The organism is Kitasatospora sp. NPDC004669 (genome assembly GCF_040609455.1).
GTDB lineage: Bacteria > Actinomycetota > Actinomycetes > Streptomycetales > Streptomycetaceae > Kitasatospora.
Genome location: NZ_JBEXKB010000015.1, coordinates 138,732 through 163,623, shown reverse-complemented (window position 1 = coordinate 163,623; position 24,892 = coordinate 138,732). Strand labels below are relative to the sequence as shown.

The 24,892-nt window shown below is 72.3% G+C and carries 31 protein-coding genes and 2 pseudogenes; 20 read left to right on the top strand and 13 right to left on the bottom strand.

The window, feature by feature from the left end; all coding sequences use genetic code 11:
- Nucleotides 1-95: 95 nt before the first annotated feature.
- The 6 genes and pseudogenes from ABZW30_RS15900 to ABZW30_RS15875 all read right to left on the bottom strand — a co-directional run bounded on the left by ABZW30_RS15900 (nucleotide 96) and on the right by ABZW30_RS15875 (nucleotide 4,317).
- Entirely contained in the window at nucleotides 96-932 is an 837-nt protein-coding gene (locus ABZW30_RS15900; RefSeq protein WP_355671672.1) for a zf-HC2 domain-containing protein, read from the bottom strand.
- Entirely contained in the window at nucleotides 929-1,489 is a 561-nt protein-coding gene (locus tag ABZW30_RS15895) for a sigma-70 family RNA polymerase sigma factor (protein ID WP_355671671.1), read from the bottom strand. The genes ABZW30_RS15900 and ABZW30_RS15895 overlap by 4 nt, the downstream gene beginning before the upstream one ends.
- A gap of 57 nt (nucleotides 1,490-1,546) precedes the next feature.
- Nucleotides 1,547-2,557, bottom strand: coding sequence for a DUF1996 domain-containing protein (locus tag ABZW30_RS15890; RefSeq protein ID WP_355671670.1), 1,011 nt, complete (start codon nucleotides 2,555-2,557; stop codon nucleotides 1,547-1,549).
- 75 nt (nucleotides 2,558-2,632) lie between these two features.
- Complete coding sequence (locus ABZW30_RS15885; protein ID WP_355671669.1) at nucleotides 2,633-3,259, bottom strand: hypothetical protein; 627 nt, start codon at nucleotides 3,257-3,259, stop codon at nucleotides 2,633-2,635.
- A gap of 245 nt (nucleotides 3,260-3,504) precedes the next feature.
- A pseudogene (locus ABZW30_RS15880) lies at nucleotides 3,505-3,699 on the bottom strand (deaminase); the annotation flags it as partial.
- 45 nt (nucleotides 3,700-3,744) lie between these two features.
- Nucleotides 3,745-4,317, bottom strand: coding sequence for an EF-Tu/IF-2/RF-3 family GTPase (locus ABZW30_RS15875; RefSeq protein WP_355671668.1), 573 nt, complete (start codon nucleotides 4,315-4,317; stop codon nucleotides 3,745-3,747).
- A 190-nt stretch (nucleotides 4,318-4,507) separates the two neighbouring features.
- Here ABZW30_RS15875 and ABZW30_RS15870 point away from each other — a divergent pair, with 190 nt between their 5' ends.
- Both ABZW30_RS15870 and ABZW30_RS15865 read left to right on the top strand, forming a co-directional pair.
- Nucleotides 4,508-4,807 (top strand): DUF4193 domain-containing protein, encoded by a 300-nt coding sequence (locus ABZW30_RS15870; RefSeq protein ID WP_355671667.1) that lies wholly within the window; start codon nucleotides 4,508-4,510, stop codon nucleotides 4,805-4,807.
- Between the two features lie 61 nt (nucleotides 4,808-4,868).
- Nucleotides 4,869-4,961 (top strand): annotated as a pseudogene (locus tag ABZW30_RS15865) (IS5/IS1182 family transposase); the annotation flags it as partial.
- Nucleotides 4,962-4,972: 11 nt separating this feature from the next.
- Here the strand turns inward: ABZW30_RS15865 and ABZW30_RS15860 are convergent.
- The gene (locus ABZW30_RS15860; RefSeq protein ID WP_355671666.1) at nucleotides 4,973-5,383 is read right to left on the bottom strand and encodes a hypothetical protein; all 411 of its coding nucleotides are present in this window, start codon (nucleotides 5,381-5,383) and stop codon (nucleotides 4,973-4,975) included.
- Between the two features lie 132 nt (nucleotides 5,384-5,515).
- Entirely contained in the window at nucleotides 5,516-6,469 is a 954-nt protein-coding gene (locus ABZW30_RS15855) for a hypothetical protein (protein WP_355671665.1), read from the bottom strand.
- Between the two features lie 256 nt (nucleotides 6,470-6,725).
- On the opposite strand from ABZW30_RS15855, the gene ABZW30_RS15850 reads away from it, so the two are divergent.
- Genes ABZW30_RS15850 through ABZW30_RS15840 form a run of 3 tightly spaced genes read left to right on the top strand, consistent with a single transcriptional unit; the run spans nucleotide 6,726 to nucleotide 8,404 of the window.
- Nucleotides 6,726-7,214, top strand: coding sequence for a GNAT family N-acetyltransferase (locus ABZW30_RS15850; RefSeq protein WP_355671664.1), 489 nt, complete (start codon nucleotides 6,726-6,728; stop codon nucleotides 7,212-7,214).
- A complete protein-coding gene (locus ABZW30_RS15845; protein ID WP_355671663.1) occupies nucleotides 7,211-8,044 on the top strand; it encodes a hypothetical protein in 834 nt (277 codons plus the stop codon). Before ABZW30_RS15850 ends, ABZW30_RS15845 begins: the two co-directional genes overlap by 4 nt.
- A gap of 54 nt (nucleotides 8,045-8,098) precedes the next feature.
- Nucleotides 8,099-8,404, top strand: a complete 306-nt coding sequence (locus ABZW30_RS15840; RefSeq protein ID WP_355671662.1) for a hypothetical protein — start codon at nucleotides 8,099-8,101, stop codon at nucleotides 8,402-8,404.
- 54 nt (nucleotides 8,405-8,458) lie between these two features.
- On the opposite strand, the gene ABZW30_RS15835 is transcribed toward ABZW30_RS15840, so the two are convergent.
- Both ABZW30_RS15835 and ABZW30_RS15830 read right to left on the bottom strand, forming a co-directional pair.
- Nucleotides 8,459-9,103: a hypothetical protein gene (locus ABZW30_RS15835; RefSeq protein WP_355671661.1), complete on the bottom strand. Its 645-nt coding sequence runs from the start codon at nucleotides 9,101-9,103 to the stop codon at nucleotides 8,459-8,461.
- 326 nt (nucleotides 9,104-9,429) lie between these two features.
- The gene (locus tag ABZW30_RS15830; protein WP_355671660.1) at nucleotides 9,430-10,458 is read right to left on the bottom strand and encodes an FAD-dependent monooxygenase; all 1,029 of its coding nucleotides are present in this window, start codon (nucleotides 10,456-10,458) and stop codon (nucleotides 9,430-9,432) included.
- A 4-nt stretch (nucleotides 10,459-10,462) separates the two neighbouring features.
- Here ABZW30_RS15830 and ABZW30_RS15825 point away from each other — a divergent pair, with 4 nt between their 5' ends.
- A complete protein-coding gene (locus tag ABZW30_RS15825; protein WP_355671659.1) occupies nucleotides 10,463-10,867 on the top strand; it encodes a hypothetical protein in 405 nt (134 codons plus the stop codon).
- A 7-nt stretch (nucleotides 10,868-10,874) separates the two neighbouring features.
- On the opposite strand, the gene ABZW30_RS15820 is transcribed toward ABZW30_RS15825, so the two are convergent.
- Nucleotides 10,875-11,363: an SRPBCC family protein gene (locus tag ABZW30_RS15820; protein ID WP_355671658.1), complete on the bottom strand. Its 489-nt coding sequence runs from the start codon at nucleotides 11,361-11,363 to the stop codon at nucleotides 10,875-10,877.
- Entirely contained in the window at nucleotides 11,360-11,785 is a 426-nt protein-coding gene (locus ABZW30_RS15815; protein ID WP_355671680.1) for a hypothetical protein, read from the bottom strand. The genes ABZW30_RS15820 and ABZW30_RS15815 overlap by 4 nt, the downstream gene beginning before the upstream one ends.
- Nucleotides 11,786-11,848: 63 nt before the next feature.
- On the opposite strand from ABZW30_RS15815, the gene ABZW30_RS15810 reads away from it, so the two are divergent.
- From ABZW30_RS15810 to ABZW30_RS15785, 6 genes are all read left to right on the top strand, one after another.
- Nucleotides 11,849-12,463, top strand: a complete 615-nt coding sequence (locus tag ABZW30_RS15810) for a TetR/AcrR family transcriptional regulator (RefSeq protein WP_355671657.1) — start codon at nucleotides 11,849-11,851, stop codon at nucleotides 12,461-12,463.
- Nucleotides 12,464-12,865: 402 nt separating this feature from the next.
- A complete protein-coding gene (gene chrA / locus ABZW30_RS15805) occupies nucleotides 12,866-14,056 on the top strand; it encodes a chromate efflux transporter (protein ID WP_355671656.1) in 1,191 nt (396 codons plus the stop codon).
- Between the two features lie 116 nt (nucleotides 14,057-14,172).
- Nucleotides 14,173-14,697, top strand: a complete 525-nt coding sequence (locus ABZW30_RS15800; RefSeq protein WP_355671655.1) for a hypothetical protein — start codon at nucleotides 14,173-14,175, stop codon at nucleotides 14,695-14,697.
- Between the two features lie 221 nt (nucleotides 14,698-14,918).
- Nucleotides 14,919-15,305 carry a helix-turn-helix domain-containing protein gene (locus ABZW30_RS15795; protein ID WP_355671654.1) on the top strand — a complete coding sequence of 129 codons (387 nt, stop codon included), beginning with the start codon at nucleotides 14,919-14,921 and terminating at the stop codon, nucleotides 15,303-15,305.
- A gap of 150 nt (nucleotides 15,306-15,455) precedes the next feature.
- On the top strand, nucleotides 15,456-16,007 hold the full coding sequence (locus ABZW30_RS15790; RefSeq protein WP_355671653.1) for a ferredoxin: 552 nt from the start codon (nucleotides 15,456-15,458) through the stop codon (nucleotides 16,005-16,007).
- A 323-nt stretch (nucleotides 16,008-16,330) separates the two neighbouring features.
- Entirely contained in the window at nucleotides 16,331-17,431 is a 1,101-nt protein-coding gene (locus ABZW30_RS15785) for an alanine racemase (RefSeq protein ID WP_355671652.1), read from the top strand.
- Nucleotides 17,432-17,737: 306 nt separating this feature from the next.
- Here ABZW30_RS15785 and ABZW30_RS15780 read toward each other — a convergent pair whose 3' ends face one another.
- Nucleotides 17,738-18,343 (bottom strand): TetR/AcrR family transcriptional regulator, encoded by a 606-nt coding sequence (locus ABZW30_RS15780; protein WP_355671651.1) that lies wholly within the window; start codon nucleotides 18,341-18,343, stop codon nucleotides 17,738-17,740.
- 118 nt (nucleotides 18,344-18,461) lie between these two features.
- Here ABZW30_RS15780 and ABZW30_RS15775 point away from each other — a divergent pair, with 118 nt between their 5' ends.
- The 8 genes from ABZW30_RS15775 (at nucleotide 18,462) to ABZW30_RS15740 (ending at nucleotide 24,751) form a co-directional block, all read left to right on the top strand.
- On the top strand, nucleotides 18,462-19,580 hold the full coding sequence (locus tag ABZW30_RS15775; RefSeq protein ID WP_355671650.1) for an alkene reductase: 1,119 nt from the start codon (nucleotides 18,462-18,464) through the stop codon (nucleotides 19,578-19,580).
- 23 nt (nucleotides 19,581-19,603) lie between these two features.
- Nucleotides 19,604-20,353, top strand: coding sequence for an SDR family NAD(P)-dependent oxidoreductase (locus ABZW30_RS15770; protein ID WP_355671649.1), 750 nt, complete (start codon nucleotides 19,604-19,606; stop codon nucleotides 20,351-20,353).
- A 175-nt stretch (nucleotides 20,354-20,528) separates the two neighbouring features.
- On the top strand, nucleotides 20,529-20,735 hold the full coding sequence (locus ABZW30_RS15765) for a hypothetical protein (protein WP_355671648.1): 207 nt from the start codon (nucleotides 20,529-20,531) through the stop codon (nucleotides 20,733-20,735).
- Nucleotides 20,732-21,088, top strand: a complete 357-nt coding sequence (locus tag ABZW30_RS15760) for a UBP-type zinc finger domain-containing protein (protein WP_355671647.1) — start codon at nucleotides 20,732-20,734, stop codon at nucleotides 21,086-21,088. The genes ABZW30_RS15765 and ABZW30_RS15760 overlap by 4 nt, the downstream gene beginning before the upstream one ends.
- Nucleotides 21,089-21,304: 216 nt before the next feature.
- Nucleotides 21,305-22,369, top strand: coding sequence for an NAD(+)/NADH kinase (locus tag ABZW30_RS15755; RefSeq protein WP_355671646.1), 1,065 nt, complete (start codon nucleotides 21,305-21,307; stop codon nucleotides 22,367-22,369).
- A 115-nt stretch (nucleotides 22,370-22,484) separates the two neighbouring features.
- Complete coding sequence (locus ABZW30_RS15750; protein ID WP_355671645.1) at nucleotides 22,485-22,871, top strand: DUF485 domain-containing protein; 387 nt, start codon at nucleotides 22,485-22,487, stop codon at nucleotides 22,869-22,871.
- A complete protein-coding gene (locus tag ABZW30_RS15745) occupies nucleotides 22,868-24,598 on the top strand; it encodes a cation acetate symporter (RefSeq protein WP_355671644.1) in 1,731 nt (576 codons plus the stop codon). Before ABZW30_RS15750 ends, ABZW30_RS15745 begins: the two co-directional genes overlap by 4 nt.
- 3 nt (nucleotides 24,599-24,601) lie before the next feature.
- On the top strand, nucleotides 24,602-24,751 hold the full coding sequence (locus ABZW30_RS15740; protein ID WP_355671643.1) for a hypothetical protein: 150 nt from the start codon (nucleotides 24,602-24,604) through the stop codon (nucleotides 24,749-24,751).
- Nucleotides 24,752-24,892 lie beyond the last annotated feature (141 nt).

Genomic DNA, 24,892 nt, shown 5'->3' with positions numbered 1-24,892 from the left:
CGCGTGCTCGAGCTCGTCCACCGACTTGTTGTTGCCGTGCAGCCGACCCTCGGGGGCGGCGGACGCACCGGGACGACCCGGGGCCCGGCGGCGCCCTACACCGGGACCGTCACGAAGGTCTGCCCGGACTCGTTCACGACCGACACCGAGGCCACGTCCTCCGGCGCAACGATGGCCGAACCATCCAACGTGGTACCGGACTTGGCTCCGACGGCGGAGACCAGCCAGCTGCCCGCGTCCACCGTGGTCCCACTCCTGCCGTTGACCACCAGATGGCAGCGCTGGCCGGCCGGGATGCCGGTGACCGCCGCGTTCACCCGCACCCAGCCCATCGCCGGGGTCACCGTCAGCGTCATCCGGGTACCGGTGGCCGGATCCGTCACGGAGCCGGTCCTGGTCCCGGCGGGGGGCGGGGTGGCGGCGGCGGTGCTCGGGGCCGGGCCGACGGCCACCGGCGGTGCGGAGTCGGTGCTGCGGCCCAGCGCGATCCCGAGGACCAGCGCCGCGACCGCCGCGGCGGCCGCTCCCGCGCCGATCCGGGCCCGGCGCCGGCGCAGCGCCGAGCCGCGCTCCGTCCGGGCCTGCCGCAGGGTGCGCTGCAGCAGCAGGTCGCCGCCCTCGGGCGGACCGTCGACGAGCAGCTCGGGCGGCACCTCACCCAGGGCGGTCTCCAGCTCCCTCAACTCGGTCACCTCCTGACGGCAGGTCGGGCAGTGGGCCAGGTGCCGTTCGACCGAGGCCGCCTCGGCCGGATCGAGCGCGCCCAGCACGTAGGCGCCGACGAGCTCCGCGCTCCGGTCGTGCGGCGTCGTGTTCCCGTCGTCCGTGGTCTCCCTGGTGGCGCGCCCCGGGTACGTGCCGTTCGTGCTCGTGCCGTTCGTGTCCATGCCGTTCGTGTTCGCGTCGTCTGTGTTCGCGTCGTCCGTCGTCACACCGACACCTCCTGCCACGTCCCCGTCCTGCCGGTGTACGAGCGTTTGAGTGCCCGGAGCGCGTAGTGCGCGCGGGACTTGACCGTTCCGGCCGGCACCCCCAGCTGCTCCGCGGCCTCGGTGACCGAAAGCCGCTGGAAGTAGATCGAGTGCAGCACCTCGCGGTGCTCGGGCGAGAGCCGCTCCAGCGCCTGCGACATCACCAGCGTCTCCACCACGCCCTCGGCGTGGTCGTGTTCGACCGGCACGGTGGCCGTCTCCTCGGAGACCTCCGCCACCTCGGCCGGGCGGGCGGCCCGGGCCCGGAACCGGTCGGTGATCAGGTTGCGCTCCACGGTCAGCAACCAGCCGCGCACCGACCCGCGGGCCTCGGTCAGCGCCTCCGGGTTGCGCCAGGCCCGGATCAGGGTCTCCTGTACGGCGTCCTCGGCCGCCGCGCGGTCGCCGGTGAGCCGGATGGCGTAGGCGAGCAGCGCGCCGCCGTGTTGCTCGTAGAGCGTCCGGATCAGTGCCTCGTCGGCGGCGTCCTGCCGCGCGCCTGGTCGTGTCCTCGCCATCCGCCATTCCTCCGTCGTCGGGTGCCACGTCCAGCACGTACGCGGGGGCCGTTCGGTTCAACCGGATTCCCGGCAGCTGCGGTCCTCGTTCAGACAGGCCACCACGTCGGCCATCTGCCGGTCGGTCATCAGGCCGATGAACACCGCGTGGTCGGTGAGCGGGCTGTGGTGTTGCTCGGGGAAGGCGTCCAGGGCGAAGGCCCGGGGCGGCGGCGGGCGGTAGCCGACGGTCACCCGCAGGTGCGGGATCGGGAAGGTGCCGTGCGGGCAGACGCCGGCGGCGGACGGGAACCGTACGTGGGAGCGGTGGCCGGGACTGTCCGTGCCGCGTCCGTCCCAGCAACTGGGGAAGTCCAGGGTGCGGGTGAGGAGGCTCCCGGCGGGGCAGAGCGGGTAGCGGTCGGTGGTCGTGCGGTCGGCGAAGCCCGTGCAGCCCCAGTGGGCGCCGGCCTCCGCGCCGCCGTCGGTGGCGGCGGTCGGGTCGCCCTCCAGGAGCCGGAGGAAGCGCGGCATCGGCACGACCTTGCTCCACGGGTTGCCGAGGTACTCGACGGTCACCGTCTCGGGGACGAGGATCTCGCCGGTGTCGCCGTGCGGGTCGTCGGACGCACCGGCGGCGGTGTGCTGTGCCGTGCCGTCGTGGTCGGTGCGGCGAAGCACCGGCCAGTAGTACGTCGAGCGGTCGCCGTCGGTGCAGGTGGTCCCGGCGGCGGCGAGGCTGTCGTCGGTGGAGTCCGCGTCCGTGGAGAGGTTGCCGACGTAGTCGTGCACGTGGTGGGCGCCGCCCGCCGTCCCGGGCGAGACCACCACATTGTCCGCGTTGCGGTGCCCCTCCTGGTTGCGCCCGCAGTCCTGCGCGTACGAGCCGGTGGAGGCGTCCGGGCCGGTGGCCTGCGGGGCGGGTGCGGCGGAGGCCACCGCGGTGATGTCGACGAATCCGGCCGCCGGTTCAGGCCCGGACGGCTGGAACCGGAGCACCAGCAGCGACAGCCCCAGGGCGAGACAGAGCAGGACGCCGACCGGTAGTGCGGCGCCCCCCAACCGATGGTGATCGCGGTCCTGGTGCACCGCGACAGTCTGGGTGACGGGCCGCCGCGCGGGCAAGGCGGCCCGGGCCGCCCCGCCGCCGCGCTGAGCAGGGTGTCAGTAGCCCCCGGAGTAGCCGCTGCCCTGCGAAGGGGCCGACGACGGGGTCTGAGAGGGCGTCTGGGCGGGCGCCTGGCCGGTCGCGCCCGGAGCCTTCTTCCCCTCGGGCGTGCTCGCGAACCAGGTGCCGCCGACTCCCTGCCCGTTGGTCTGCCCCGCCGCGGTGTCCCCGGCGAAGCGGTAGAGCGGCCAGCCGTTGAGGGTGACCTGCTTCGTGCCGTCCGGCCTGGTCACGGTGCCGACCAGGGTGGATTCGACCCCGGTGACCTGCACCGCGTCCTGGGCGGTGACCGGCGGCCACTTCGCGGCGCAGGCGTCGGTGCAGGTGCTCGCGGACGGCTTGGCGGTGTCCTTGTCGAAGCGGTACAGGGTCCGGCCGGCGGAGTCGGTGACGATCGGTCCGAGCGTGGCCGACTTCACGGCGACGATCCGGACCCCGGAGGAGTCGCCGGCGGCCGGGGCGGATGTCGTGGCGGCCGGGGCGGCGGCGGTCGACGAGGCCTTCCCGCCGTAGCCGTCGCCCGAGTCGGGCCCGCAGGCGGTGGCGGCGAGCGCGAGCACGGCGACGCCGGAGACGGCGAGCAGGCGGCGCGCGGCGAAGGTGGCAGCGGTGAAGGCAGGCATGGCGAACTCCCCTTGTGGGACTTGCGGTTGACGATTCGGGCGGCGCTGGCCCGTGCATCCTCCACACGGATCCGGGGCGGAAACGGTTCAACGCCGTCGGAAATATTTCTCGACTCCGGCCCGATCCCCGGTCGGCTCCCGCCCCGATCCCCGCCCACTCGCCCTCCGCCCCCTTTTCCTGACCGGCGCCGTGCTGCCGCCCGCTCGCACCGAGGCCCATACGCCTCGTCCGCCCGGCATCCCGTGTCGAAGAGCTTCTCGCGCAGGAGGGTCTGCACGAGGTTCAGGCTTCCGACGACCTTCACGTGCTCGTGCCGGTCACGGATCCCGCGCACCGCGGCGGCCAGGTCCGGGCCGGGCTGTGTGGATCCGGCCCAGGAGAGGTCGGGCCTGCCGCGGGAGGCCACGTACTTCGGGACGCGGTTGAAGAGCGTGGCGATCGGCCGGGGTGCGGCCCCGTCCATGGTGAAGCCGCTCACGGGGACTCAGGGCAGGAGCCGGGTCACGGTTCCCGAGCCGGCGGCGCGACCGTGGCGACGGACGGCGAACGACTGGCCTTCCTCGAGAGCGACGGGCCGTTCGAGCGTGATGGTCACCGCACCGACGTGGAGCGGTCGTAGCGCGTCCGTCTCGCGAGGCAGTGTCACCACGCCCCTCACTGCGGCAGCGAGGACGTGGACGTGGAGACCCTCACCGGTGAGCACGTCCCCTCCGCCGTGTTCCTTCGGCAGCATCGTGATGTCCGCCGTGAACGCGGTGTGTGCGCCGATCGAGCCGGGTGCCGCGAGGACCTGCCCCCGCTCCGCCGCTCCCGCCACCGCACCGGGCAGCAGCAGCCCGATGTTCATGCCCGATCCCGCCTCGTCGACTCGCAGCCCGCCCACGTCGATGTCCGTGACGTGAGCGAGCGCATCGCTGCCGAAGCCGATGAGCTCCACCCCGTCACCCGTGCGAACCCGCCCGCGCTCGATGCGGCCTGTCGCCATGACGATCCCGCCCCGGCTGAGGTGGAATACATCCTCGACGAGCATCAGGAACGGCTTCTCCACGGCGCTCATCGATACTCCCCGGGGGCCTCGTGCGGTAGTTGCGAACAGGTGTCCGAGACTAGCAATGATCACCACCCGGTCATCCCGTGCGGTATCGATCTCCCGCCACGGGCGTGATCGGCCACGAACACACTCCCCGCCGGCCGGCGGACAGCACGACCCGCCCGCCGGAAACGACCCTTGAGGAGAAGACACCGCCTTGGCAACCGACTACGACGCCCCGCGCGACACCGGCGACGAGAGCAGCGACGACAGCATCGAGGCGCTGAAGAGCCGGCGCGACGACAAGCAGAGCTCCACCGTCGACGTGGAGCCCGAGGCCACCGAAGGGCTCGAGCTTCCGGGCGCCGACCTGTCCGGTGAGGAGCTCACCGTCCGGGTCGTGCCCCTCCAGGAGGACGAGTTCATGTGCATGACCTGCTTCCTGGTCCACCACCGCGCCCAACTCGCCGGTGAGGACAAGGACGGTCAGCCCATCTGCCGTGACTGCGCGTCCTGACCGTCGCAGGAGCGGCAGTGCCGACCGAGCCGGAGAGGTGGGAAGCCGCCTCCCTCGGATCGACCTCGCCGACACGGTCATCACCGCCCGCAGTCTCATCCGACGTGCCTGGACCACCCATCGCTGGGACACCCGGCCCCGGCGCCGCCCATGACCCTCGCCACTCTACGCAGGCTCCTGGTCCGCTCTCACAGGGGAGAAGGCGGGATAGCGCGGCAGCGGAGCCACATCCCACTCCCGGGCGACCTCGCGCAGGAGTCGCTGCACCGTCTGCGCGAATGCCGGGAACCCCTCGACCGTGCTCGCCACCTGCCAACGGTGCCTGAGGACCTGGCGTCTGGTCGCCACGGGTCGACGTGTCCTGTGCATCGGTCCGTCCTCCACCGTGCGCGGCAGCGAACGCACGGTCGCGTTCACCGTCCAGACCACGACGGCTCGTCGCATCCCGGCCTGCCACACCGAATCGTCGGCCAGCGACGGGTACGCCGAGACGACTTCCGCCCGGAAGGCCTCCTCGGCCTTCTGCGCGATCTCCGCCGGCAAGGTGAAGACACACCAGCAGGTGGAGAACGGCATCCTGCAGTACGCGGCCCACGGCCTGGGCCGATCGATTCAATGCGACGCGGTGGAGGGCGGTCCGCACCCGATCGCCCTCCACCTTGCTCGTCGATTCAGGCGGCCGGCCGCCAAGGGATGCCGGGTTCGGGCTCAGGAAGCCGGGCCCGCCGGCGGTGCGCCGGTGGTTGCGGCGTCGTACAGGGCCTGGGTGGCGGAGCCGAAGTAGGCGCTGTAGGAGATCTGGGGGGTGTTGCCGCCGGTGTGGTAGCCGCCGATGAGCCCGATCACCGCCCAGCCGCCCGGCCACGGCACCAGCATGGGCCCGCCCGAAGTCCCGCCCACGAAGCCGTCGCACGCGATGCGTTCGAAGGTGCCCGGATCCGCGGGATCGTCGCTGACCCACGTGGTGGTCCAGCTCAAGCACTCCAGCGGCTTCTGCGCGCTGCCCGGGTATCCGATCATCCGTACCGGAGCGTGGGCGTACCCGGTGCCGGTGAGCAGCTGGACCGCGCCCGCCGCGTCCTCCAGCTGCAGGCCGTCCTGATTGGGCTCGGTCACGGCGAACCCGAAGTCGTACGCGGCGCCGGCGTGCTCGCCCAGGTCGTAGTACTCCTGCGCGACGTAGACGCCGTTGGCCTTGACCGGGAAGATGCCGAACGGCTTGAGTCCGTCGTGGTACTGCGGAACGAACCCCAGGTGCCGCTTGGGGGAGGTGCCGGAGTACCCCTTGAGGCAGTGCCCCGCGCTCAGCACCAGGTTGTGGTCGGGACTGTGCACTACGGAGGCGCTGCAGGTGCGGCCCGTGCCGTCGGCATCGGTCCAGAAGAACGCGCCCGCCTGCGGGATGCCGTCGAAGCTCCTGCTCGGAGGGATGAGCTCGCCGGGCCGGGGCCCGTCCGTCGAGGCCGGTGCGGCGGGTTCGGTGTCGCCGGGCAGCGCGGCCGCCATGCGGGCCGCGGTCCAGTACGCGCTGAGCTGCTCTGCGGTCGGATTGCCCGCGTCCGGCGTTGCGGCGGAGGCGACGGGGGCAAGCCCGGCGCCCAGCAGCAGCGCGGCTGTGGCCGCTGCGACATTCCTGAGGGCTGTGGTCCTACGTAACATCATCTGCCCCTTTGTTCATGACTGATGCGCATATTGTCGTTGCGGCTGCGAGGTGCATTCGATCAAGTTCAACCCCACCCGGCGCCCAACTCCCGCCGGACACGCCGCACACGCGCCCACGCGGGATCGCCGCGGCCCGCCCACCTGCCGCACGGCCTCGACCACATCGTTGCCCGCACCGGTCCGAAACCCCTTGGACGGCACGGGGACAGGCCTGCTGAAATGGGAGACGGCCTGTCGGAGTCGAAGGGATGCGGCGATGACCGAGATCAGGCTGCACCTGTCGGTGCGCGGCCTCACGGACGCGGACCTGCCGTCCTGCAGCTGGGCCGGCTCGCCCAAGCACGTGCGCGAGCTCGTCCACCAGATCCGCCGCGCCGAGGCGGGCGAGATCGACTACCTGGCGGTCTGCACGCCGGTCGGGCTTCCGGTGGCGGTCGGCGGCATCGACTACACGGTCACGCCCGGTGCCGGCACGCTCTGGCAACTCGGCGTCCACCCGGCCCTGCAGTCCTGCGGGATCGGCACGCTGCTGATCCGCTCCGCCGAGCAGCGGATCGGCGCCCGGGGCCTGACCCGCGCCGAACTCGGCGTCGAGGAGAGCAACCCGCGCGCCCGCGCCCTGTACGAACGCCTGGGCTACCGGGCCTTCGGCCGCGAGCTCGACTCCTGGGACGTGGAGGCCGAGGACGGCTCGCTCCAGCAGTACGAGACGATGTGCACGCTGATGCGCAAGGACCTGGCGTGACGCTGGATTTCGCGGCGTTCGTCGCCGATGCGACGGCCGACCCGGCAGTCGTCGGACTCGTCCTCAAGGGCTCCCGGGCCCACGACGGCATGACCACCCGTCACTCCGACCACGACCTCTACGTCATCCTCGCCGACGACGCGGCGAGCGAGCTGGCTGCGCTCGACGGCTACCGATCCGCGCGGCTCGATGTGGTCGTCACCACCCTCGAACGGTTCCGCCGACCCGCCGACTGGGAGCGGTACGCCATCGCCCGCTCCCGGGTGCTGGTCGACCGCAGCAATGGGGAGGTCACCCGGATCGTCGCCGCGATGGGACGGCTCGGCGCCGAGGAGGCCTTCCGGTCCGGCGCCGCCCTGCTGGACGCCTACGCCAACTCGCTCTACCGCTCGGTCAAGAACCACCGTGATGGAAACCCGCTCGCCGGCCACCTCGACGCGGCCGCCAGTGTCGGATTCCTGCTCGACCTGCTCTTCGCCCTGGACCGCCGGCCGCGCCCCTACAACAAGTACCTGGCCTGGGAGCTGGACCGGTTCCCGCTGCCCGGCTGGGAGAGTGCCGCGCTGCTGGACACCGTCGCCCGGATCACCGCGACCGGCGAAGTGGCGCCGCAGCAGCGGCTCTTCGCCCGGGTCGAGGCGGCTGCCCGGGCCGCCGGCCACGCGGCGGTGCTGGACGCCTGGGGTGAGGACCTGCTGCTGATGCGGCCGCACCCGGACTCCCCGGCTCACCAGTGCCGTGTCGCGGTCCCCGCCCGGCCGCGTCACGGCTGCCCATCGTCTGGCAACGGCCCCGGAACCTCCGCTGAGTACCCCTGCCCGCCCTTCTGACCGACCGGACTCTTGCGCTCAGGGCAGGGGCGGGCGTGAGGTTAGCATCGCCCCGTGGATGACGAGCGGGAGTGGCCGGGGTGGCCCGAGGACGAGTACGCGCAGTACTTGCAGGGTGAACGAACCAGGTATGCCTGGGTCATGTGCACCTACGGTGCGATGACGTCGACGCAGGCCGACGAAGCAGCGACACACCACTATCCCTACGAGCCGCCCGGCACGCCGTTTCGTGGCCTGGTCTTCCATGACGAGGCATGGCATTGGGCGATGCTTGCGCTCAAGGGCGATCGGTACATGCTGAGTCATCCTGAGCTCGCCGAACCCCCAGCAGCGTACGAAGCCCTCGATGAGCAGGGCTGAAACGGTCGTGGGTGGTGGCGCCCGAGCCGGATCGGCGCCCTGTGCGGCTGGGCGTCAGTGGGGGAGTGCCTGGTAGAGGCCGCGGCCGGTGCGCTGTGCCTGCGATGCTTTGACGGCCCGTTCGAGGCTGGTGCGTACGGCGTTGACGTTGGCGGGGGTGGTCTCGCGGCCCAGGGCCTGGGTGACCTGTGCGGCCCGGACCGGTTCCTTCGCCTCGGCCAGGTACGCCAGGACACCGGCGGTCAGCCCGGGGGTGCGCTTGCGCGCCGGGGCCGGCTCGGATGCGGCGGTCGTGGTCTTCGTGGTGGCGGCGCTCCTGCGCGCCTTCGTCGGGGCCGTCCTCCCTGAGGCCTTGCGGCGTGCCGTAGTCCGCGGCTCGGCCGGGGAAGCGGCCTTTCTGCGGGCGGCGGCCGACCTGCGCCCGGACGCTGCCGTTGCGCCCGCGGTGGCCTGCTCGCTGTCCGGCTCCGCCGCCGGTGCCGCCGATGGCGGGGCCTGGCCGGCCGTCTCCTCGGGCAGCGGGGCAGCGGAGAGCGACTGCAGGGCGCGCAGGGCGTCCCGTGCTGCCTCCAGCCGACCGGTGACGGCGGCCAGTTCCACCTCCAACCTCTGCTGGTGCCGCTCGAGTTCGGGAAGCTCGGCGCGCAGGGCGGCGATGGTGGACGTCATGCTGAGATGGGTGTCTGCGTTGTGTGCCAAGGGTGATCCTCATGATGGTCCGGACGCGGCCAGCCGCGCGAGTGATGGTCAAACTGTACGGCGACACGGGCGGTCAGGGTCTGTGAAGCTGGAACGCACTCCCCTTGGGGCGCTGTCACGTCGATGTGCGCGTGTCCGGCTGAGGGTGTGCCGGGTGCGGTGTGGGGTGCCTGGGTCGGGCCGCGATGGGCAGGCCGATGCGCTCGGCGATGTGATTCCAGATGGCGGACTCTCACGGGTCCGGAGACTCCTGCGGACGCCCATCCCGGTGATGTGTCCAGCGGACACCAGCCTGATCGATGAAGGAGACGGTGATCGGCACTTCCTCAGGCCTCGGTGCGCTCACCCGCCTGCCGGGCCCGCTCCTGTCGGTAGGCCTCCGCCCTGGCGAGGTAGTCCCGGTGCTCCTGCTCGGGGTCCGGCGGCAGGTCCGGCGCGTCGGTGGTGGCGAAGAACTGCACCAGGGCCTCGTTCGAGCTCACGGCCAGCTCTCCGGACCGGGCGAACATGCCCGACTCGTAGCGGGCGACCGCTTCGTCGAGGCCGGCCGCCGGGTCGGGGCCGGCCACCCGGCTGACGGCGTGCGCGAGTTCCGCGCCGTCCAGCATCGCGAGGTTGGCGCCGTGACCGCCGAAGGGCGCCATCAGGTGGGCCGCGTCGCCGATCAGCGTGACCCCGGGGACGTGTTCCCAGGTGAGCGGGGCGGGCAGCGCCCAGAACGACCGCGGCACGTAGTCGCCGTCGTTGCGGACGATCAACGCGCGCATGGCCGCTGACCAGTGGCCGAACTCCTGCGTCAGGTGGGAGCGGATGCTCTCCCGGTCGGTGAGGTCCACGCCGGCCCCGACGTGCCAGTCCGGTGCGGCGCGGAACGCGATGTAGCCGCGGACCACGCCGTCGCCGTTGCGCTGCAGGATCACCGCGCGGCCGTCGTTGTCGTTGGAGAACATGTGGCCGGCGCCGACGATCCCGGCGACCTCGGGGTGGCGGGAGTCGACCTCGTCGAACCGGGCGTCCAGGAAGCAGACCCCCAGGTGCTGTGGGGCGGCGTCGCTGACCAGGGGGCGGACCTTCGACCACGCCCCGTCGGCGCCGATCACGAGGTCGGCCTCCACGGTGGTGCCCCCGGCGAACTCCAGGCGGTGCCCGCCGTGGCCGAGCGGGGTCGCGCGGACGAGCCGGTGGCCCCAGCGGACGGTGCCGGGCCGCAGGTGGTCGACGAGCAGGCGGCGCAGCCGGCCGCGGTCGATCTCCGGCGCGGCCTCGTCGCCGGGGCCCGGGGTGAACTCCGCCAGGACCGTGCCGTGGTGGTCGCGGCGGGTCTTGGCCTGCCCTTCCGGCCGGGCCTGCGCCATGAAGGTGTCGAGCAGTCAGGACGCGGACCGCGAGGCGGCCCTGGTCGCAGCGGTCCGCGAGCGCCCCGCCGGCCAGTCCGTCCCGCAGGCCCTGCACCGGATGCTGCTGGGCGAACACTCCCGGCGGGTCCACACCGACCCCCGGTTCGACGACTTCCTGCGCCTGATCGACACCACCCCGGCGCTGCGCGAGTACGCCCGCCGGATGTGGCTGCGGCACGAGCACGCCCTGGCCGCGGCGATCGCCGACGACGCCGGACTGCCCGCCGACGACCCGGGCTGCCGGGCGCTCGCCCACTTCGCCCTGGAGGCGCCTGTTCTCGTCCGCGGGTCCCGCGACCCCGACACCGCCCTCGACCGGGTCTTCGACCTGCTCGGCAACGGCTGGCCCGGCACCCGCGCCGGCTGACCGGGCGTCAGCGCCCAGGGGTCACAACGGCGTCCCCCCCGACGGAGGTGCGGAGCCGGCTGAGTGTGATGCGCATGCCCTCGCGGTTGCGCGCGGCGCGCCGAGCGGCCGGAGTCCCGGTGAAGACCAGTCCGAGCATGTCGGTGATCCGGCGGCGCCATCCGTGGCGACGGTGGTCGTTCCAGTACTCGGTGACCAGCGTCCCTGCCGCCGTCGGCGTCATCCGGTAGCCCCAACGCGCCACCGGCAGGCCGAAGATGGTGACGTCGAAGGCGAACTCCCGGCCCGGGTCGGCGATGACGATCCGACAGGTGGTGAACCAGACCCAGAAGGCTCGCCGGTTGAAGCCCGTGAAACGGCGCCCACGGCGCCACGTCCAGATCACCTCCGGGCTCCAGTCCCTCATCTGCCGGACGTCCGCGACGGCCGCGTAGACGGCGTCCGGCGGAACGGGCATCTCCAGGGACTCCTCCAGACTCCAGGCCCGGGCGGTCATCGAACCCCCGATGCCGAGAACGCGTCCGTTTCGGCCGTGGCGGCGGCAGCATCGAGAACCGTGCGGGCGAGGGCGCCGGTGCCGGCCAGGCCGGTGATGCGGCCGCATCCGGGCTGTACGGAGAGGCGGCTGTTGCGGCAAGCGGGCGGGAACGCGCGTTCGGTGCGCCGGAGGTGATCACGCTCGCCGCTGACCAGCCATGTCGGCCCCGGGTGCTCGAACCCGGCGACACTCTCGGTAGCCGCCTCCGCGGCGGAGGGGGTGGAGAAAGGTCCGCCGCGCAGGGAGCCGTGCCCGGGTGGATCCGGTGTCGGCACAGGGTGCCGGGCAGCGGCGACTTCCATCGCGGGATGCCGCATCGTGCCGCCGGCACTGGTGCCGTGTACGAGAACGACGCGCGGTACGGGTTCTTCGGACTTCATGCGTGTCACGCTAACACGAAAATGCAACGCACCGTTGCGTTGTGGTGATGCTAGCCTGCTCTCATGACCAACGAGCAGCGGGAGGGCCGGCGGAGCAGCGGCCCGCGCAGATCGCAGGAGATCTTCGACGCCACGCTGGATCTGCTCGCGGAGCGGGGATACGAAGGGCTGACCATCGAGGGGGTTGCCGAACGTTCCGGGGTCAACAAGACCACGATCTACCGCTGGTGGCCGTCCAAGGGAGCTCTTCTGGGCTCCGCGCTCATCGGTGGTCGCCAACTCGACCTCGCCCTGCCCGACACCGGTAGCCTCCGGGGTGACCTGGAGGCCCTGCTGCGATCGGTGACGGCACTGCTCACCACGTCACCGGCTGCCGAAGTCGCGATCGCCACGCTGGGGGCGGTCACCCACAGCAGCGAACTGGCGGGTCACGTCCGCGGCTTCTTCGCTGAGCGGCTCGCCCGCGAGCAGCCGATCTTCGAGCGTGCCGTCACCCGCGGCGAACTCCCGCCGGACACGGACCCGATGCTCCTGGTGGACCTGCTGGCCGGAGCCGCCTGGCTCCGGATCGTCTTCCGTCAACTCCCACTCGACGAGCACTTCGTGACGCGTGCCGTCGACACCGTCCTGACCGGAGCAGCCCCGGCGGTCCGGACAGGAGGCCCGTCCGCGTCCTGAACGGTTCGCCGAAGCCCGCGGGAGCGGGCGGGCAGACCCACAGGGAGGAAGCGCCGCCGTCGTGGCCCCCGGGGCGTCGCCCTGACCGTGGGGCTGACCGGCACGATCCTCAGCGGTCTGCCCCTGGCCCGGAGCCGCCGCACCGGCTGACCGGGCCACCACCACGGGACGGGACTGTGCTTCGGACCGGCCTGAACGTTCGATCGGACCAGATACCGTCGATCCTTGCTGCCTCGGTGCCGTCGACGCTCGTCGCCCGTCGACTCGCCGACGGACGCCGACCGCCTCCCGGGCTGGCGCGCAGGTGCCGTCCGTCCTGGCGATCCGGCGTTCACCGGTGCCCGGTACGCTCACCCCGGCCCCAACCGGGGGCCGTGGCCGTATCGAGAAAGGACTCACCGGGTGGACGGCGGGAAGAACCAGTGGCCCGACGCGCCGCGGGTGGGGTTGGTCACGGTCGCCCGTGAGTGGGGGCGCATCGGCTGTATCGGATTCGGCGGTCCGCCCAGCCACATCGCGCTGCTGCGCCGTCTGTGCGTGGAGGAGCGCGGCTGGATCGCGGCCCGCGAGTTCGAGGACGGCATCGCGGCGACCAATCTGTTGCCCGGCCCGGCCTCCACCCAGCTGGCGATCTTCACCGCCTGGCGGTTGCGCGGAACCTTGGGCGCGCTGGTCGGCGGGCTCTGCTTCATCGCCCCCGGACTGGTGCTGATCCTCGCCTTGGCGGCGCTGTTCCTCGCGGGTAGTCCGCCGCTGTGGGTGCGCGGGGCTGCGGCCGGTGCAGGGGCCGCGGTTGCCGCGGTCGCCCTGCAGGCTGCTTTCGCGCTGGTCCCCGCGAGCCGGCAGCGGGCCGGTACGGCCCGGCCCGCGCGGGTCCGCTGGCTCGCGTACACCGCCGTCGGTGCCCTGGCGGCCGCGCTGACCGGGCCGTGGCTGGTCCTGGTGCTCATCGCCGCGGGCCTCGTCGAGACCGCGATCCGCGCCCGTCCCACGGCCGAGGCGGGAGGGGCCCCGGCGCGGAGCCGGCCGCTGTCGCTCGCCCTCGCCGTACCGGCCGCGGCAGGCGGGCTGCCGGCAGTGGCGTGGGTGGCGCTCAAGGTCGGCGCCCTGTCCTACGGCGGTGGGTTCGTCATCATCCCGCTCATGCAGGCCGACGCCGTAGACCACTACCACTGGATGACGGACGGACAGTTCCTCAACGCCGTCGCCCTCGGCCAGATCACCCCGGGCCCCGTCGTCCAGACCGTCGCCGTCGTCGGCTATGCCGCGGCCGGCATCCCCGGCGGGCTGCTGGCCGCGGCGGTCGCCTTCGCTCCCTCGTTCCTGTTCGTCATCCTCGGCGGGCCCCGCTTCGACGCGATCCGCGCCGATCCGCGCGTGCAGGGTTTCTTCACCGGAGCCGGCCCCGCGGTCATCGGCGCCATCGCCGGCTCCGCTCTCCCGCTGGCCCTCGCCCTCCAGCACGCCTGGCAGTACGCCGTCCTGGCGCTCGCCGCCGCCTGGCTGCTGGCCGCCCGAAAGGGCGTCGTCAGCGCTCTGCTCGGCGCGGGAGCCCTCGGCGTCGTCGCCGCGCTGGCCGGCTGGCCTACCTGACCCGTGGTGCCGCCGCCGGGCGGTACCACACATGGCAGTGCTTATTCGTCGTCCGCGTCGTCCTCGGACTCCGCGGTCCACCGGAGGTCGATCCGGTAGGTCTCCAGACCTTCCCGGTGGGCCGCGCGGATCGCGTCGGTGTCGGCCTGCCGCTGCGCTTCCGCCGCGCCGAGTTCGGCGTGCGGGAGGGCTCGGGTGGGAAGGGCAGCGGCCTGCGGCGGACCAGTTCCAGGGCGGTGCGCTCGGTGCGGGCGCCGCTGCTTGACGCCCTGCTGCGCTACCGCAACCAGGCCGACGAGCTGATCCGGGCCGGGGAGCTGGCGCTCGACACCGACGCGAACGGCCAACCGGAGGAGTGGGGTTCGAGCTGGAGCGCCTGGTCCGAGCGCAGCCCGTTCCACCGGACGCTCGGCGGCCACCGGGGGGCGGCCGACCGACTCGGCGGCTGGAACGCCTTCCAGCAGTACCGGGTCGTCCTCAACTGGCTGTATCTGGACATGTATCGGATCGGTATCGGCGAGCTGGAGCGCAATCTGGTCTGCCACGTGGTCTCCCGGGCCGTCGAGGACGTGAACGGGGTGACCGCGATGGACAGGATCCAGGACCTGATCGGCTTCGTCGACAGCGGCGGTCGTCTGTAGCCGGACCGCAGGAGAGGGGAACACGAGATGAACCCTCGCGCTGCTGGTCGCCGCGGCGATCGGCATCAGGGGGTTCATGTCCCGCGCGATCGGCTGAGGGTCCTCAGAGCCCAGCAATGCCATTAAATGCGACCATATACAACTGAATACCATCTTGATGTGGCATGCTCATGCTTCCGGCGCACTTCCTGCTGTGCGCCGCGCATGTGAGGGGGAGCATCATGCCCACTTCCGAGGCCGGCGCCGCCGTCAACGGCGCCCGTCGACCCAATGACGACCCGAGCCGCCCGATCCTCGAGCAGATCGCCGACAAGTGGTCGATGACGATACTGACGGTCCTCAGCGAGCCCAAGCGGTTCAACGAAATCAAGCGTCAGCTGGAGGGGGTGACCCAGCGGGTGCTGACCCAGACTCTGCGCCGCTTGGAGCGCAACGGGATGATCAGGCGTCGGGTGCTGCCGACCTCGCCGGTCGGGGTCGAGTACTCGCTGACCCGGCTCGGCGAATCCCTGCGGGAGCCGTTCAGCCGGCTGCACACCTGGGCCGTCGACAACACGGACGAGATCCGAGCGCACCAGAGGGAATACGACCGGCGGACGCTCGACTAGGGAACCCCCCCTGTCCCCCGGCGGCCGCCTCGGCTCCCCCGGGCGGATCCCCCAAAGGGCGTCCCTCAAGGCTGTGACTACCGCGTGGTGCAGGGGGCGTCGACGCCGCCGAGATGACGGACGCACCGTCAAAAGATCAGGACAGTAGGGATGGCGGGTGCGCACACCGAGCGCCGCGTCCAGAACCACTACGGCGTCCGCTGCGACCCCACCCTGCCCTACGACCCCGCCGGACAGTGCGGACCCTGCCAGTGGGGACTGCCCGACGCCGCCGACGCACTGGCGGCCCCGGCCGCCGGCGCCGCCGGGCCCGCCGTCCTGGCGCAGGTCCGCAGCGCCCTCGCGGCGGCGCAGGGCGGCGGCGCCTGCTCGCACCCGGACGGCACGGCTCGCTTCGTCCCGACCGCGCTCGACGTCTTCGCGGAGGATGTGGCCGCCCACGTCTCCGGGCCCGGGTGCCGGCGGCCGACGCTCGGGGTGCTGCCGCTCCCCGGAGAGAGCGGGCCGCGACTGGAGGTGGACCGGTCCCGGTGCACAGGGCGCGGCCTGTGTGCCGTCGTGGCGCCCGGGCTGGTCCGACTCGGCCCGCACGGCTACCCCGCGTCGACCTCGGTGCCCGTCGCGCCGTGGCAGCGGCACGCCGCGCGCCAGGCGGTGAGCCAGTGCCCCGCTCTGGCGCTGAGGCTGGACCGGCGGGGCTGACGGGTCCGTCCGGCACGCCGGCCCCTTTCCTCAGCCGAGATCATCACCGGGCGCCCGCAGCCCGTGCACGGGGCGGGGTTCGTCGTCGGCGTAGCGCCTGCGGCGTACGTGCTCCGGACCCGCCGTCGCCCGGCGTGACGTTCCTGCGGAGGCCGGGGGCTGCTCCGGGACGGCGGCTCGGCGCCGGCTGCGGGATCGGACCCATGCCGACGTACGGCCCCGGCTGCACGCGCCCGCCGACCTCGCGGCAGCCCCGTGCGGGTTTCTCGAACCGATCTTGGTGGGGCGAGAATGGGGGCGCGATTCGAGTCGAAAGGAAGCAGATGCCCAGAATCCCGGTGGAGGTCGACACCCCGGACATCATGGTCGATCTGGACGTGCTGGAGCGGAACATCGAGCGCATGGCGGCCGCGCTACGGGCCAAGGGCCTGGGGCTGCGCCCGCACGTGAAGACCCACAAGATGCCGGAGATCGCCGCGCGGCAGCTTGCGGCCGGGGCGGCCGGGCTGACGGTGGCGACCATCGGGGAAGCCGAGGTCTTCGCCGAGCACGGCGCCACCGACCTCTTCATCGCCTATCCGCTCTGGATCGGGCCCCGGCAGGCGGAACGGCTGCGCCGAATCGTCACCAGGGCGAGGATCGCGATCGGGACGGACTCCGTCGAAGCGGCCGAGGCGGCGGGCCGCCACCTCGGGGACGCGGCCGGCGCGATCGAGGTCCTGGTGGAGATCGACAGTGGCCACCACCGCAGCGGTGTCAGCCCGGCGCAGGCCGTGGAGGTGGCTCGGGCGGCGGCCCGCGCCGGGTTCCGCGTCGGGGGAGTGTTCACTTTCCCGGGCCACGGCTACGCGCCGCAGATGCCCGCGAAGGCGGCCGCGGAGGAGGAGCAGGCGCTCGGAGAGGCCGTCGACGTACTGACCGCCGCGGGCTTCGAGGTCACGCGGGTGAGCGGCGGCTCCACGCCCACCGCGGAGCTGACCGGAACCTCGGCGATCACCGAGGCGCGGCCGGGCGTCTACGTGTTCGGCGACGCCCAGCAGTTCGAACTCGGCCGGTGCTCCATCGAGGACATCGCGCTGACGGTCGCGGCGACCGTCGTCAGCCGGCACGAAGGGGACGGTGCCACAGCCCGACGGGTGATCCTGGACGCGGGCAGCAAGGTCCTCGGCGGCGACCGACCCGCATGGACGACGGGCTTCGGCCGGCTCATGGACCACCCCGAAGCCCGCATCACGGCGCTGTCCGAGCACCACGCCACCGTGGTCTGGCCCGCAGACGGCGACCTTCCCGCGCTCGGCGCGCGGCTGCGCGTCATTCCCAACCACGTCTGTGTGGCGGTGAACCTCGTCGACGACGTCGCCGTGGTCAGCGGCGGCAAGCTCGTGGACCGCTGGCGGGTGGCCGCACGCGGCAGGAACGCCTGACCGAGGCCCCGTTCGCGGTGCGGATCGATCAACCCCACGGGATCGGACGTCCGGCCCGAAACGAGGGCATCGACCTTCGCCGCTCGACCGGCCGGTGCGACGTGGGGGGGTTCGCACCGGCCGGTCGCGGCTACGCCGTCGCCGCGACGCGGGATCACTCGAGCCTGCGCCCGACTCCTCGCGACCCACGTCGGGCCGCTTGGAGCCGGGACGCCGGAGGCGCGTCGCGTCGTGGTCGGTGAGCGGAGCCCGTCCGTGTCTGCGCAGGTCGGGCGGCGCGGGGACACGGCGGAGTGACGCCGGGTGTCAGCTCTGGTGGGCGCGGGCGTGGAGGTCCTGGCGAGCGGCGGCGAGGATCTGGTCGGAGAGGTCCGGGTCGGTGGAGGCGACCGCGCGGGCCAGCAGGAGTGCGCCCGCCATCTGGCTGAACAGGGCGAGCGCGCGCTGCCAGGCGTCCTGTTCGCTGAGGCCGGTGGCTTCCTCGACGGCTCGGGCGAAGAGCCGCATGTTGGCGGTCAGCCCGGTGGTGTAGTCGGTGCGGGCTTCGTCGTGGAGTCGCGGGGCGTCGCCGAGGAATCCGGCGTTGGGGCAACCGCGGTCGACGTCGGCGCGGTGCTCGGGGGACAGGTACCAGTCGATCTGGCCGTCCAGCAGGTCGTGGCCCTGCCGCCGGGAGTGCTCCAGGAGGGCGGCGAGGTTTTCCTCCCCCTTGGCCATGGATTTGGCGACGACCTCGTCCACCAGCGCCGCCTTGGAGGCGAAGTGGTTGTAGAAGCCGCCGCGGGTCATGCCGGCGGCCGCCATCAGCTCTACCAGCCCGACGGCCTCGACGCCGCGCTCGCGGAACAGCGTCTCCGCAGCCTCGACGATCGCCTTGCGGTTCTGTGCCGCCTTCTCCCTGGACACCCCCATGCGGGCACCTCCTTCTGCGCCTCCAGCCTAGACGATGTCGATCGACATTGACAAAGGATGGCGGCGGGCGTAGAACGATGTCAATCGACATTGTGATGGGTGATGGAAGGAGACCTCCATGAATCCCGCGCCGTTGTTCACCCCGGTCCGCATGGGCGACCTGGAGCTGCCGAACCGGATCGCGATGGCCCCGCTGACCCGGATGCGCGCCGACAACCCCGGCCACGTGCCGACCGAGCTGCTGGCGGCGTACTACGCCCAGCGCGCCGCGGCGGGCGTGATCGTGGGAGAGGCCACCGCGGTCAGCCCGGACGGCTTCGGCTGGCACGACACGCCCGGGCTGTGGAGCGGGGAGCAGGTGGCCGGCTGGCGGCGGGTGACGGAGGCCGTGCACGGCGCGGGTGGCCGGATGGTCGCCCAGCTGTGGCACACCGGCTCCATCTCGCACCCGGACCTGCGCGCCGGGGCGCTGCCGGTCTCCGCCTCGGCCGTCGACCCCGTGCAGCGCAGCGTCACCGCGGCCGGTCGGGTGCCGACGGTCACCCCGAGGGCGATGTCCGTGGCCGAGATCCGCCGGACCGTGGCCGACTACGCGACGGCCGCCCGCAACGCGATCGCGGCGGGGTTCGACGGCGTGCAGATCCTGGCGAACTTCCTGTACCTGCCGGCGCAGTTCCTCAACAAGGCGACCAACCGGCGTACCGACGCCTACGGCGGGTCGATCGAGAACCGGGCCCGTCTGACCCTGGAGATCGTGGACACGGTCGCCTCCGCCGTCGGCCCGCAGCGCACCGGGATCAAGCTGAGCCCGATGCACGAATCCGGTCCGTTCCAGGCCAACGACGAGACCCTGCCCGCGGCCGAGTACGTCATCTCCCGACTGACGGGTCTGTCGCACCTGCTGCTGATGGGCGCCCAGACCGACTTCACCGGCACCCCGTTGGAGGCGCTGTCCGATGACGGCATGTTCGCCCACTTCCGCCCGCTGTTCGACGGGACGCTGATCGCCAACACCGACATGACCGGTGAACGCGGCGCCCGCCTGATCGAGACCGGCCTGGCCGATGTCATCGCGTTCGGTCGCCCGTTCATCGCCAACCCCGATCTGCCGGCCCGGCTGGCCACCGGCGCCCCGCTCGCGGACGTCGACTGGGCCACCGTCTACGCGGCCGGCCCCGCCGGATACGTCGACTACCCCGCCCTTCCCACCCGCGACCTGGCCCCCGCCCAGAGCTGACCCTCCTCGAAGGAGACAACCCCATGAAGCTGACCGGAAACACCGTCCTGGTCACCGGCGGTGGCAGCGGCATCGGCCGCGGCCTGGCCGAGACCCTGCACCGCCTGGGCAACACCGTCATCATCGCCGGGCGCCGCCGCGCCCTCCTCGACGAGGTCGCCGCCGCCAACCCCGGCATGGCGACCGTCGAACTCGACATCGCCGACCCCGACAGCATCGCCCGGGCCGCGGAGCAGGTGCTGGCCGACCACCCGGACCTGAACGTCCTGGTCAACAACGCCGGCATCATGCTCGCCGACGACCCGGCCACCCCGCTGGACGAGGACGTCATGGGCGCCGAGATCACCACCAACCTGCTCGGCACCCTGCGGACCACCTCGGCCTTCATCGAGCACCTCAAGGCCCGGCCCAGTGCCACGATCCTCTACAACAGCTCCACGCTGGCCTTCACCCCGCTCGCCTCGTTCGCCGTCTACTCCGCCACCAAGGCGGCCCTGCACTCCTACGCCATGTCCCAGCGCTTCGCGCTGCGCGACACCGCGGTCCGGGTCCAGGAGATCACCCCGCCGTGGGTGGCCACCGGCCTGGTCGGCACCGACGACGACCCGCGGGCCATGCCCCTCGACGAGTTCATCGCCCAGACCATCGAGGCCCTGGCCGGCGACGGCGAGGAGATCGTCGTCGAGCAGGCCCGGATCCACCGGGACAACGCCGGACCGGGCGAGCACGCCTTCGTCAACGAGCTCAACACCTTCATGGCCACCCAGCTCTGACCGGACCCACTACAGAACGAAGGGGTGCACGGAAGACGGCAGACCCCGCCCACGCAGACCCCACCCGATTCACCGAGGGGCCGAGCCCTGCCCGGCAGGGACGGACTTCCCGTGGGCGGCGACGACGGCCGCCCCTGCCTTCACTCGAAACGACCGCAGAGCTGCGATCATGCCCATGGTCGACGTCTACGCGGCGGCGGGGACCTTCGGCGACCCGAAGAAGGTCGCCCAGAGCCTGCCCGTCACGCTGATGGAGATCGAGGAGGTCCCGGACACCCCCATGTTCCGCAAGAACGCCCGCGCCGACCGCGAGCTGCCGTTCGCGCGAACCGGGGAGATGGTGGCTACCGTGAAGGCACGACCACAAGAGGAAATCCCATGATCCCTGAGAGCGCCTTCAGCCTGCTCGTACCGCCCAGCGGCACCGGCTGCGTCGAGTGCGACGCAGCCGGTGGCTGGTGGGTCCATCTACGACGGTGCGCCCTGTGCGGCCACATCGGTTGCTGCGACGACTCCCTCGCGAAGCACGCCACCGCCCACGCCAAGGCGGCAGGCCACCCGGTCATCCGCAGCTTCGAACCGGATGAGACGTGGTTCTGGAACTACGACACATCCGAGTACTTCGAGACCGGGCCGGAGCTGGCGCCACCGCAGAGTCATCCGGTCGACCAGTCCGTTCCCGGTCCCGCCGACCGGGTTCCTGCGGACTGGGAGGATCTTCTCGGTGCCCCTTGACCGGCATCACCTGGATGCCCGGTCCGGCTCCACCCGACCGCCGAGGAGTTCCTGCCCCGGGCAACGGACGGCTCGCAGGCCCGGCCGGCCGCTGACGGACCCGTTTCGGCGAGCCGATCGCCCGCCGAGGATCCACCATTGATCGGGTAGGAGCGCGCGGCCACCGCACCCCAGCGGGCAGAGCCGTGGCAATGCGGCAACAAGACAAGGTCCTCCATGCCCGTGCACCGCGTCGGACTGGTCGTCCATCAGGGCCGCGGCGCCGCCCGCGACGCCGCGGGCGCCGTGCACGCCTGGTGCGAGGCGCACGACGTCCCCTGCACCGAGATCGACGTCTGGTCGCAGGAGCGACGGCGCCGCTCCGGTCGCGAGGAGGCCCACGCTGCCGGGGACCCGGACCTGGTCGTCACCCTCGGTGGGGACGGGACCTTCCTGCGCGGCGCCCGGATCGCCGTGAAGACCGGAGCCAGCGTGCTCGGCGTCGACCTGGGGAAGGTCGGCTTCCTCACCGAGGTGCCGGCCTGCGACATCACCACCGCCCTCGACGCCGTCCACGCCGGCCACGCCCCGGTCGAGGAGCGGATGACGCTGACCATGCGGGCCTCCAGGCCGCCGGAGGTGCCCGCGGAGATGGAGGCCTTCCTCTGCTACGGACGCGGCCCCGCCCTGCCGCCACCGCAGGTGCGGTCGGAGCACACCGAGGGCGACGGCTGGGGTGTGGCCTTGGACGTCAACGCCCTCAACGACGTGGTGCTGGAGAAGCTCGCCCGGGACCGCCAGCTCAGCGCGGGCGTCTACATCTCCGGCAGGCTGCTGGCCGCCTACTCGGCCGACGCCCTCGTGGTCGCCACGCCCACCGGCTCGACCGCCTACAGCTTCGCGGCCGGCGGCCCCGTGCTCTCCCCGCACATGGACGCGGTGGTGTTCACCCCGATCGCCGCCCACATGACCTTCAACCGCACCGTCGTCGCAGCCCCCGACGAACCGATCGCGCTGCGCATCCTGCCGCACTCCGGCCGCGCCGCGGTCAGCATCGACGGCCAGCTGCGGGGAATCATCGACCCGGGCGACTGGATCGGCGTCTACCGCGCCCCGCAACGCGTGCGGCTCATCCGCCTCCAGCCCACCGACTTCTACGGCCGGCTGCGGGACCGCTTCCGACTCACCGACGCACCCGCCACCGCGACTGACGGGGAGTTCGCCCCGTTCTTCCGCCCCGACTCCGCCGTACCCCCGGACCTGGCGGACCTGCGCCTGCCACCTCCCACCGCGGCCCGCTGAACGCTCCCCGGCCGCGCGGGCCGGGACCGCCGCTGACCGCGCGTTGATCGCTTGTCTACCACGGACTCCTACGGTCGGGCCTTCGGCAAGTTCCGCACCGCTCAGAAGGATTCCCATGATCGACCCGGCCGCGTCGTCGCGCGGTGACACACCCTGGATCGGCGACGATCCGCGATTCACCGAGTTGCGCGCCACCTACCGCAGGTTCGTGTTCCCGATGACGGCGGCGTTCCTGCTCTGGTTCCTGGCGTACGTACTCTGCTCGGCCTATGCCCGCGGCTTCATGGCGGCCAAGGTCGTCGGGAACGTCAACGTGGCCCTGGTCTTCGGACTGCTGCAGTTCGTCTCGACCTTCGGCATCGCCCTGGCCTACGGCCGGTTCGCCGCTCGACGGCTGGACCCGCTGGCCGCGGCCCTGCGGAGCGTGGCGGCGACCCATCCGACCGTCCCGGCCCCGGCCGGCCGCGGCGGCGACCAGGAACTGACGGAGAACCAGGCATGACACAGCACCTTCCGGTCGCCGCGGCAGCGGCGCAGTCGACATCGAACAAAGGCCTGACCATCGGCCTGTTCGTCGCCCTGGTGGCGGTGACCCTCGTCATCACCCTCTGGGCACGGCGGAGCACCCGGGGCACCGGCGGCTTCTACACCGGCGGCGGCCAGTTCTCCGCGCTGCAGAACGGGATCGCGATCTCGGGCGACTACCTGTCCGCGGCCTCCTTCCTCGGCATCGCCGGGATCATCGCGCTCTCCGGGTACGACGGCTTCCTCTACTCGATCGGCTTCCTGGTCGCCTGGCTGGTCGCGCTGCTGATGGTCGCCGAACTGCTGCGCAACACCGGGCGGTTCACCATGGCCGACGTGCTGGCCGCGCGGCTGCGCAGCGGGCCGATGCGGACCGCCGCGGGCGTGTCGACCATCGTGGTCTCGATCTTCTACCTGATCGCGCAGATGGTCGGCGCGGCGACGATCGTGGGGCAGCTGCTCGACGTCAAGGGCGCCTCCGCGCAGATCTGGACCATCGTCGGGGTCGGTGCGCTGATGATCGTCTACGTCGTGGTCGGCGGGATGAAGGGCACCACCTGGGTGCAGATCGTCAAGGCGGTGCTGCTGATCGCCGGCGCGGCCATGATGACCCTGTGGGTGCTGGCGAAGTACGGGTTCGACATCAGCCACCTGCTCGGGGACGCCGCCACGGCGTCCAAGAAGGGTGACGCCTTCCTCCAGCCCGGCCTGAAGTACGGGTCGACCGACGGCTGGTCGAAGCTCGACCTGGTCAGCCTCGGCATCGCCCTGGTGCTGGGCACCGCGGCGCTTCCCCACGTGCTGGTCCGCTTCTACACCGTCCCGACCGGCCGCGACGCGCGCAAGTCGGTGAACTGGGCGATCGGCATCATCGGGGTCTTCTACCTGATGACCCTGGTGCTCGGCTTCGGCGCGGCCGCGCTGGTCGGCACGGCGACGATCAAGGAGAAGGATCCGTCGGGCAACACCGCGGCCACCCTGCTGGCCGAGCACCTCGGCGGTGGCGCGGGCACCACCGGCGGCTCCCTGATGCTCGCCTTCGTCGCGGCGGTGGCGTTCGCCACCATCCTCGCGGTCGTCGCCGGGCTCACCCTGACCTCGTCGTCGTCATTCGCCCATGACCTGTACGCCAGCGTCATCCGCAAGGGCAGGGCCACGGAGCGGCAGGAGCTGGTCACGGCGAAGATCGCCGCCGTGGTCATCGGCGCGGTCGCGGTCGCCCTGTCGATCTTCGCCAGGGATCTCAACGTGGCGTTCCTGGTGGCCCTGGCCTTCGCCATCGCGGCCTCGGCCAACCTGCCGGCGATCCTGCTGACCCTGTTCTGGAAGCGCTTCACCACCGTCGGCGCCAAGTGCGGCATCTACGCGGGCCTGGTCAGCTCGATCGGCCTGGTGCTGCTCTCCCCGATCTGCTGGGGCGGCGCGACCGGTACGGTCCACGCCGTGAAGCTGACGGCCGCCCAGGCGAAGGACTGCGGGGTGGAGGCGTCCAGCAAGCAGGTCGGCAACGCCACGGCGCTGATCTCCTGCACCACCACTGCACCGATACCGCTGCAGAATCCGGGCGTCATCTCGATCCCGATCGGGTTCGCGGCCGCGGTCCTCGGTTCCCTGGTCGGCAGCCGCCGCCGTCGCGACCAGGAGTCGGACCGGCGCGGCTTCGAGGAGCTCGAGGTCCGCGCGCTCACCGGGGTGGGGCGGTAGACCGTGAAACCCGCCCTGCACGTCTACGGCGCCGACATCTCGCTGAACGGGGGCAGCTCGATCAACCGGGTCTTCGGACAGGAGGTCGTGGACCTCCCGCCGGACGGCGCCCGCCTGGTGAGCCGGCGGAGCCCGGACGGCCTGGCCCCGTGACCGACAGGTCGCAAACCGACGGGCCGTCCGCTCCGGACGGCCCGTCAGCCGTTCTCGGCCCGTCAGCCGTGCTCGGGCCGCTGTCCGGTCAAGAGGGTGGCGCCGAGTGGGGAGGCGGGCGTCTGGGCAGGGCGGTCGTCG

Coding starts and splice junctions, on each gene's coding strand:
- ABZW30_RS15895 (WP_355671671.1), bottom strand. CDS start 1,489: ATGGCGAGGACACGACCAGGCGCGCGGCAGGACGCCGCCGACGAGGCA.
- ABZW30_RS15885 (WP_355671669.1), bottom strand. CDS start 3,259: ATGCCTGCCTTCACCGCTGCCACCTTCGCCGCGCGCCGCCTGCTCGCC.
- ABZW30_RS15875 (WP_355671668.1), bottom strand. CDS start 4,317: ATGAGCGCCGTGGAGAAGCCGTTCCTGATGCTCGTCGAGGATGTATTC.
- ABZW30_RS15860 (WP_355671666.1), bottom strand. CDS start 5,383: ATGCCGTTCTCCACCTGCTGGTGTGTCTTCACCTTGCCGGCGGAGATC.
- ABZW30_RS15855 (WP_355671665.1), bottom strand. CDS start 6,469: ATGATGTTACGTAGGACCACAGCCCTCAGGAATGTCGCAGCGGCCACA.
- ABZW30_RS15850 (WP_355671664.1), top strand. CDS start 6,726: ATGACCGAGATCAGGCTGCACCTGTCGGTGCGCGGCCTCACGGACGCG.
- ABZW30_RS15830 (WP_355671660.1), bottom strand. CDS start 10,458: ATGGCGCAGGCCCGGCCGGAAGGGCAGGCCAAGACCCGCCGCGACCAC.
- ABZW30_RS15820 (WP_355671658.1), bottom strand. CDS start 11,363: ATGACCGCCCGGGCCTGGAGTCTGGAGGAGTCCCTGGAGATGCCCGTT.
- ABZW30_RS15815 (WP_355671680.1), bottom strand. CDS start 11,785: ATGAAGTCCGAAGAACCCGTACCGCGCGTCGTTCTCGTACACGGCACC.
- ABZW30_RS15810 (WP_355671657.1), top strand. CDS start 11,849: ATGACCAACGAGCAGCGGGAGGGCCGGCGGAGCAGCGGCCCGCGCAGA.
- ABZW30_RS15795 (WP_355671654.1), top strand. CDS start 14,919: ATGCCCACTTCCGAGGCCGGCGCCGCCGTCAACGGCGCCCGTCGACCC.
- ABZW30_RS15790 (WP_355671653.1), top strand. CDS start 15,456: ATGGCGGGTGCGCACACCGAGCGCCGCGTCCAGAACCACTACGGCGTC.
- ABZW30_RS15785 (WP_355671652.1), top strand. CDS start 16,331: ATGCCCAGAATCCCGGTGGAGGTCGACACCCCGGACATCATGGTCGAT.
- ABZW30_RS15780 (WP_355671651.1), bottom strand. CDS start 18,343: ATGGGGGTGTCCAGGGAGAAGGCGGCACAGAACCGCAAGGCGATCGTC.
- ABZW30_RS15775 (WP_355671650.1), top strand. CDS start 18,462: ATGAATCCCGCGCCGTTGTTCACCCCGGTCCGCATGGGCGACCTGGAG.
- ABZW30_RS15770 (WP_355671649.1), top strand. CDS start 19,604: ATGAAGCTGACCGGAAACACCGTCCTGGTCACCGGCGGTGGCAGCGGC.
- ABZW30_RS15765 (WP_355671648.1), top strand. CDS start 20,529: ATGGTCGACGTCTACGCGGCGGCGGGGACCTTCGGCGACCCGAAGAAG.
- ABZW30_RS15760 (WP_355671647.1), top strand. CDS start 20,732: ATGATCCCTGAGAGCGCCTTCAGCCTGCTCGTACCGCCCAGCGGCACC.
- ABZW30_RS15755 (WP_355671646.1), top strand. CDS start 21,305: ATGCCCGTGCACCGCGTCGGACTGGTCGTCCATCAGGGCCGCGGCGCC.
- ABZW30_RS15750 (WP_355671645.1), top strand. CDS start 22,485: ATGATCGACCCGGCCGCGTCGTCGCGCGGTGACACACCCTGGATCGGC.
- ABZW30_RS15745 (WP_355671644.1), top strand. CDS start 22,868: ATGACACAGCACCTTCCGGTCGCCGCGGCAGCGGCGCAGTCGACATCG.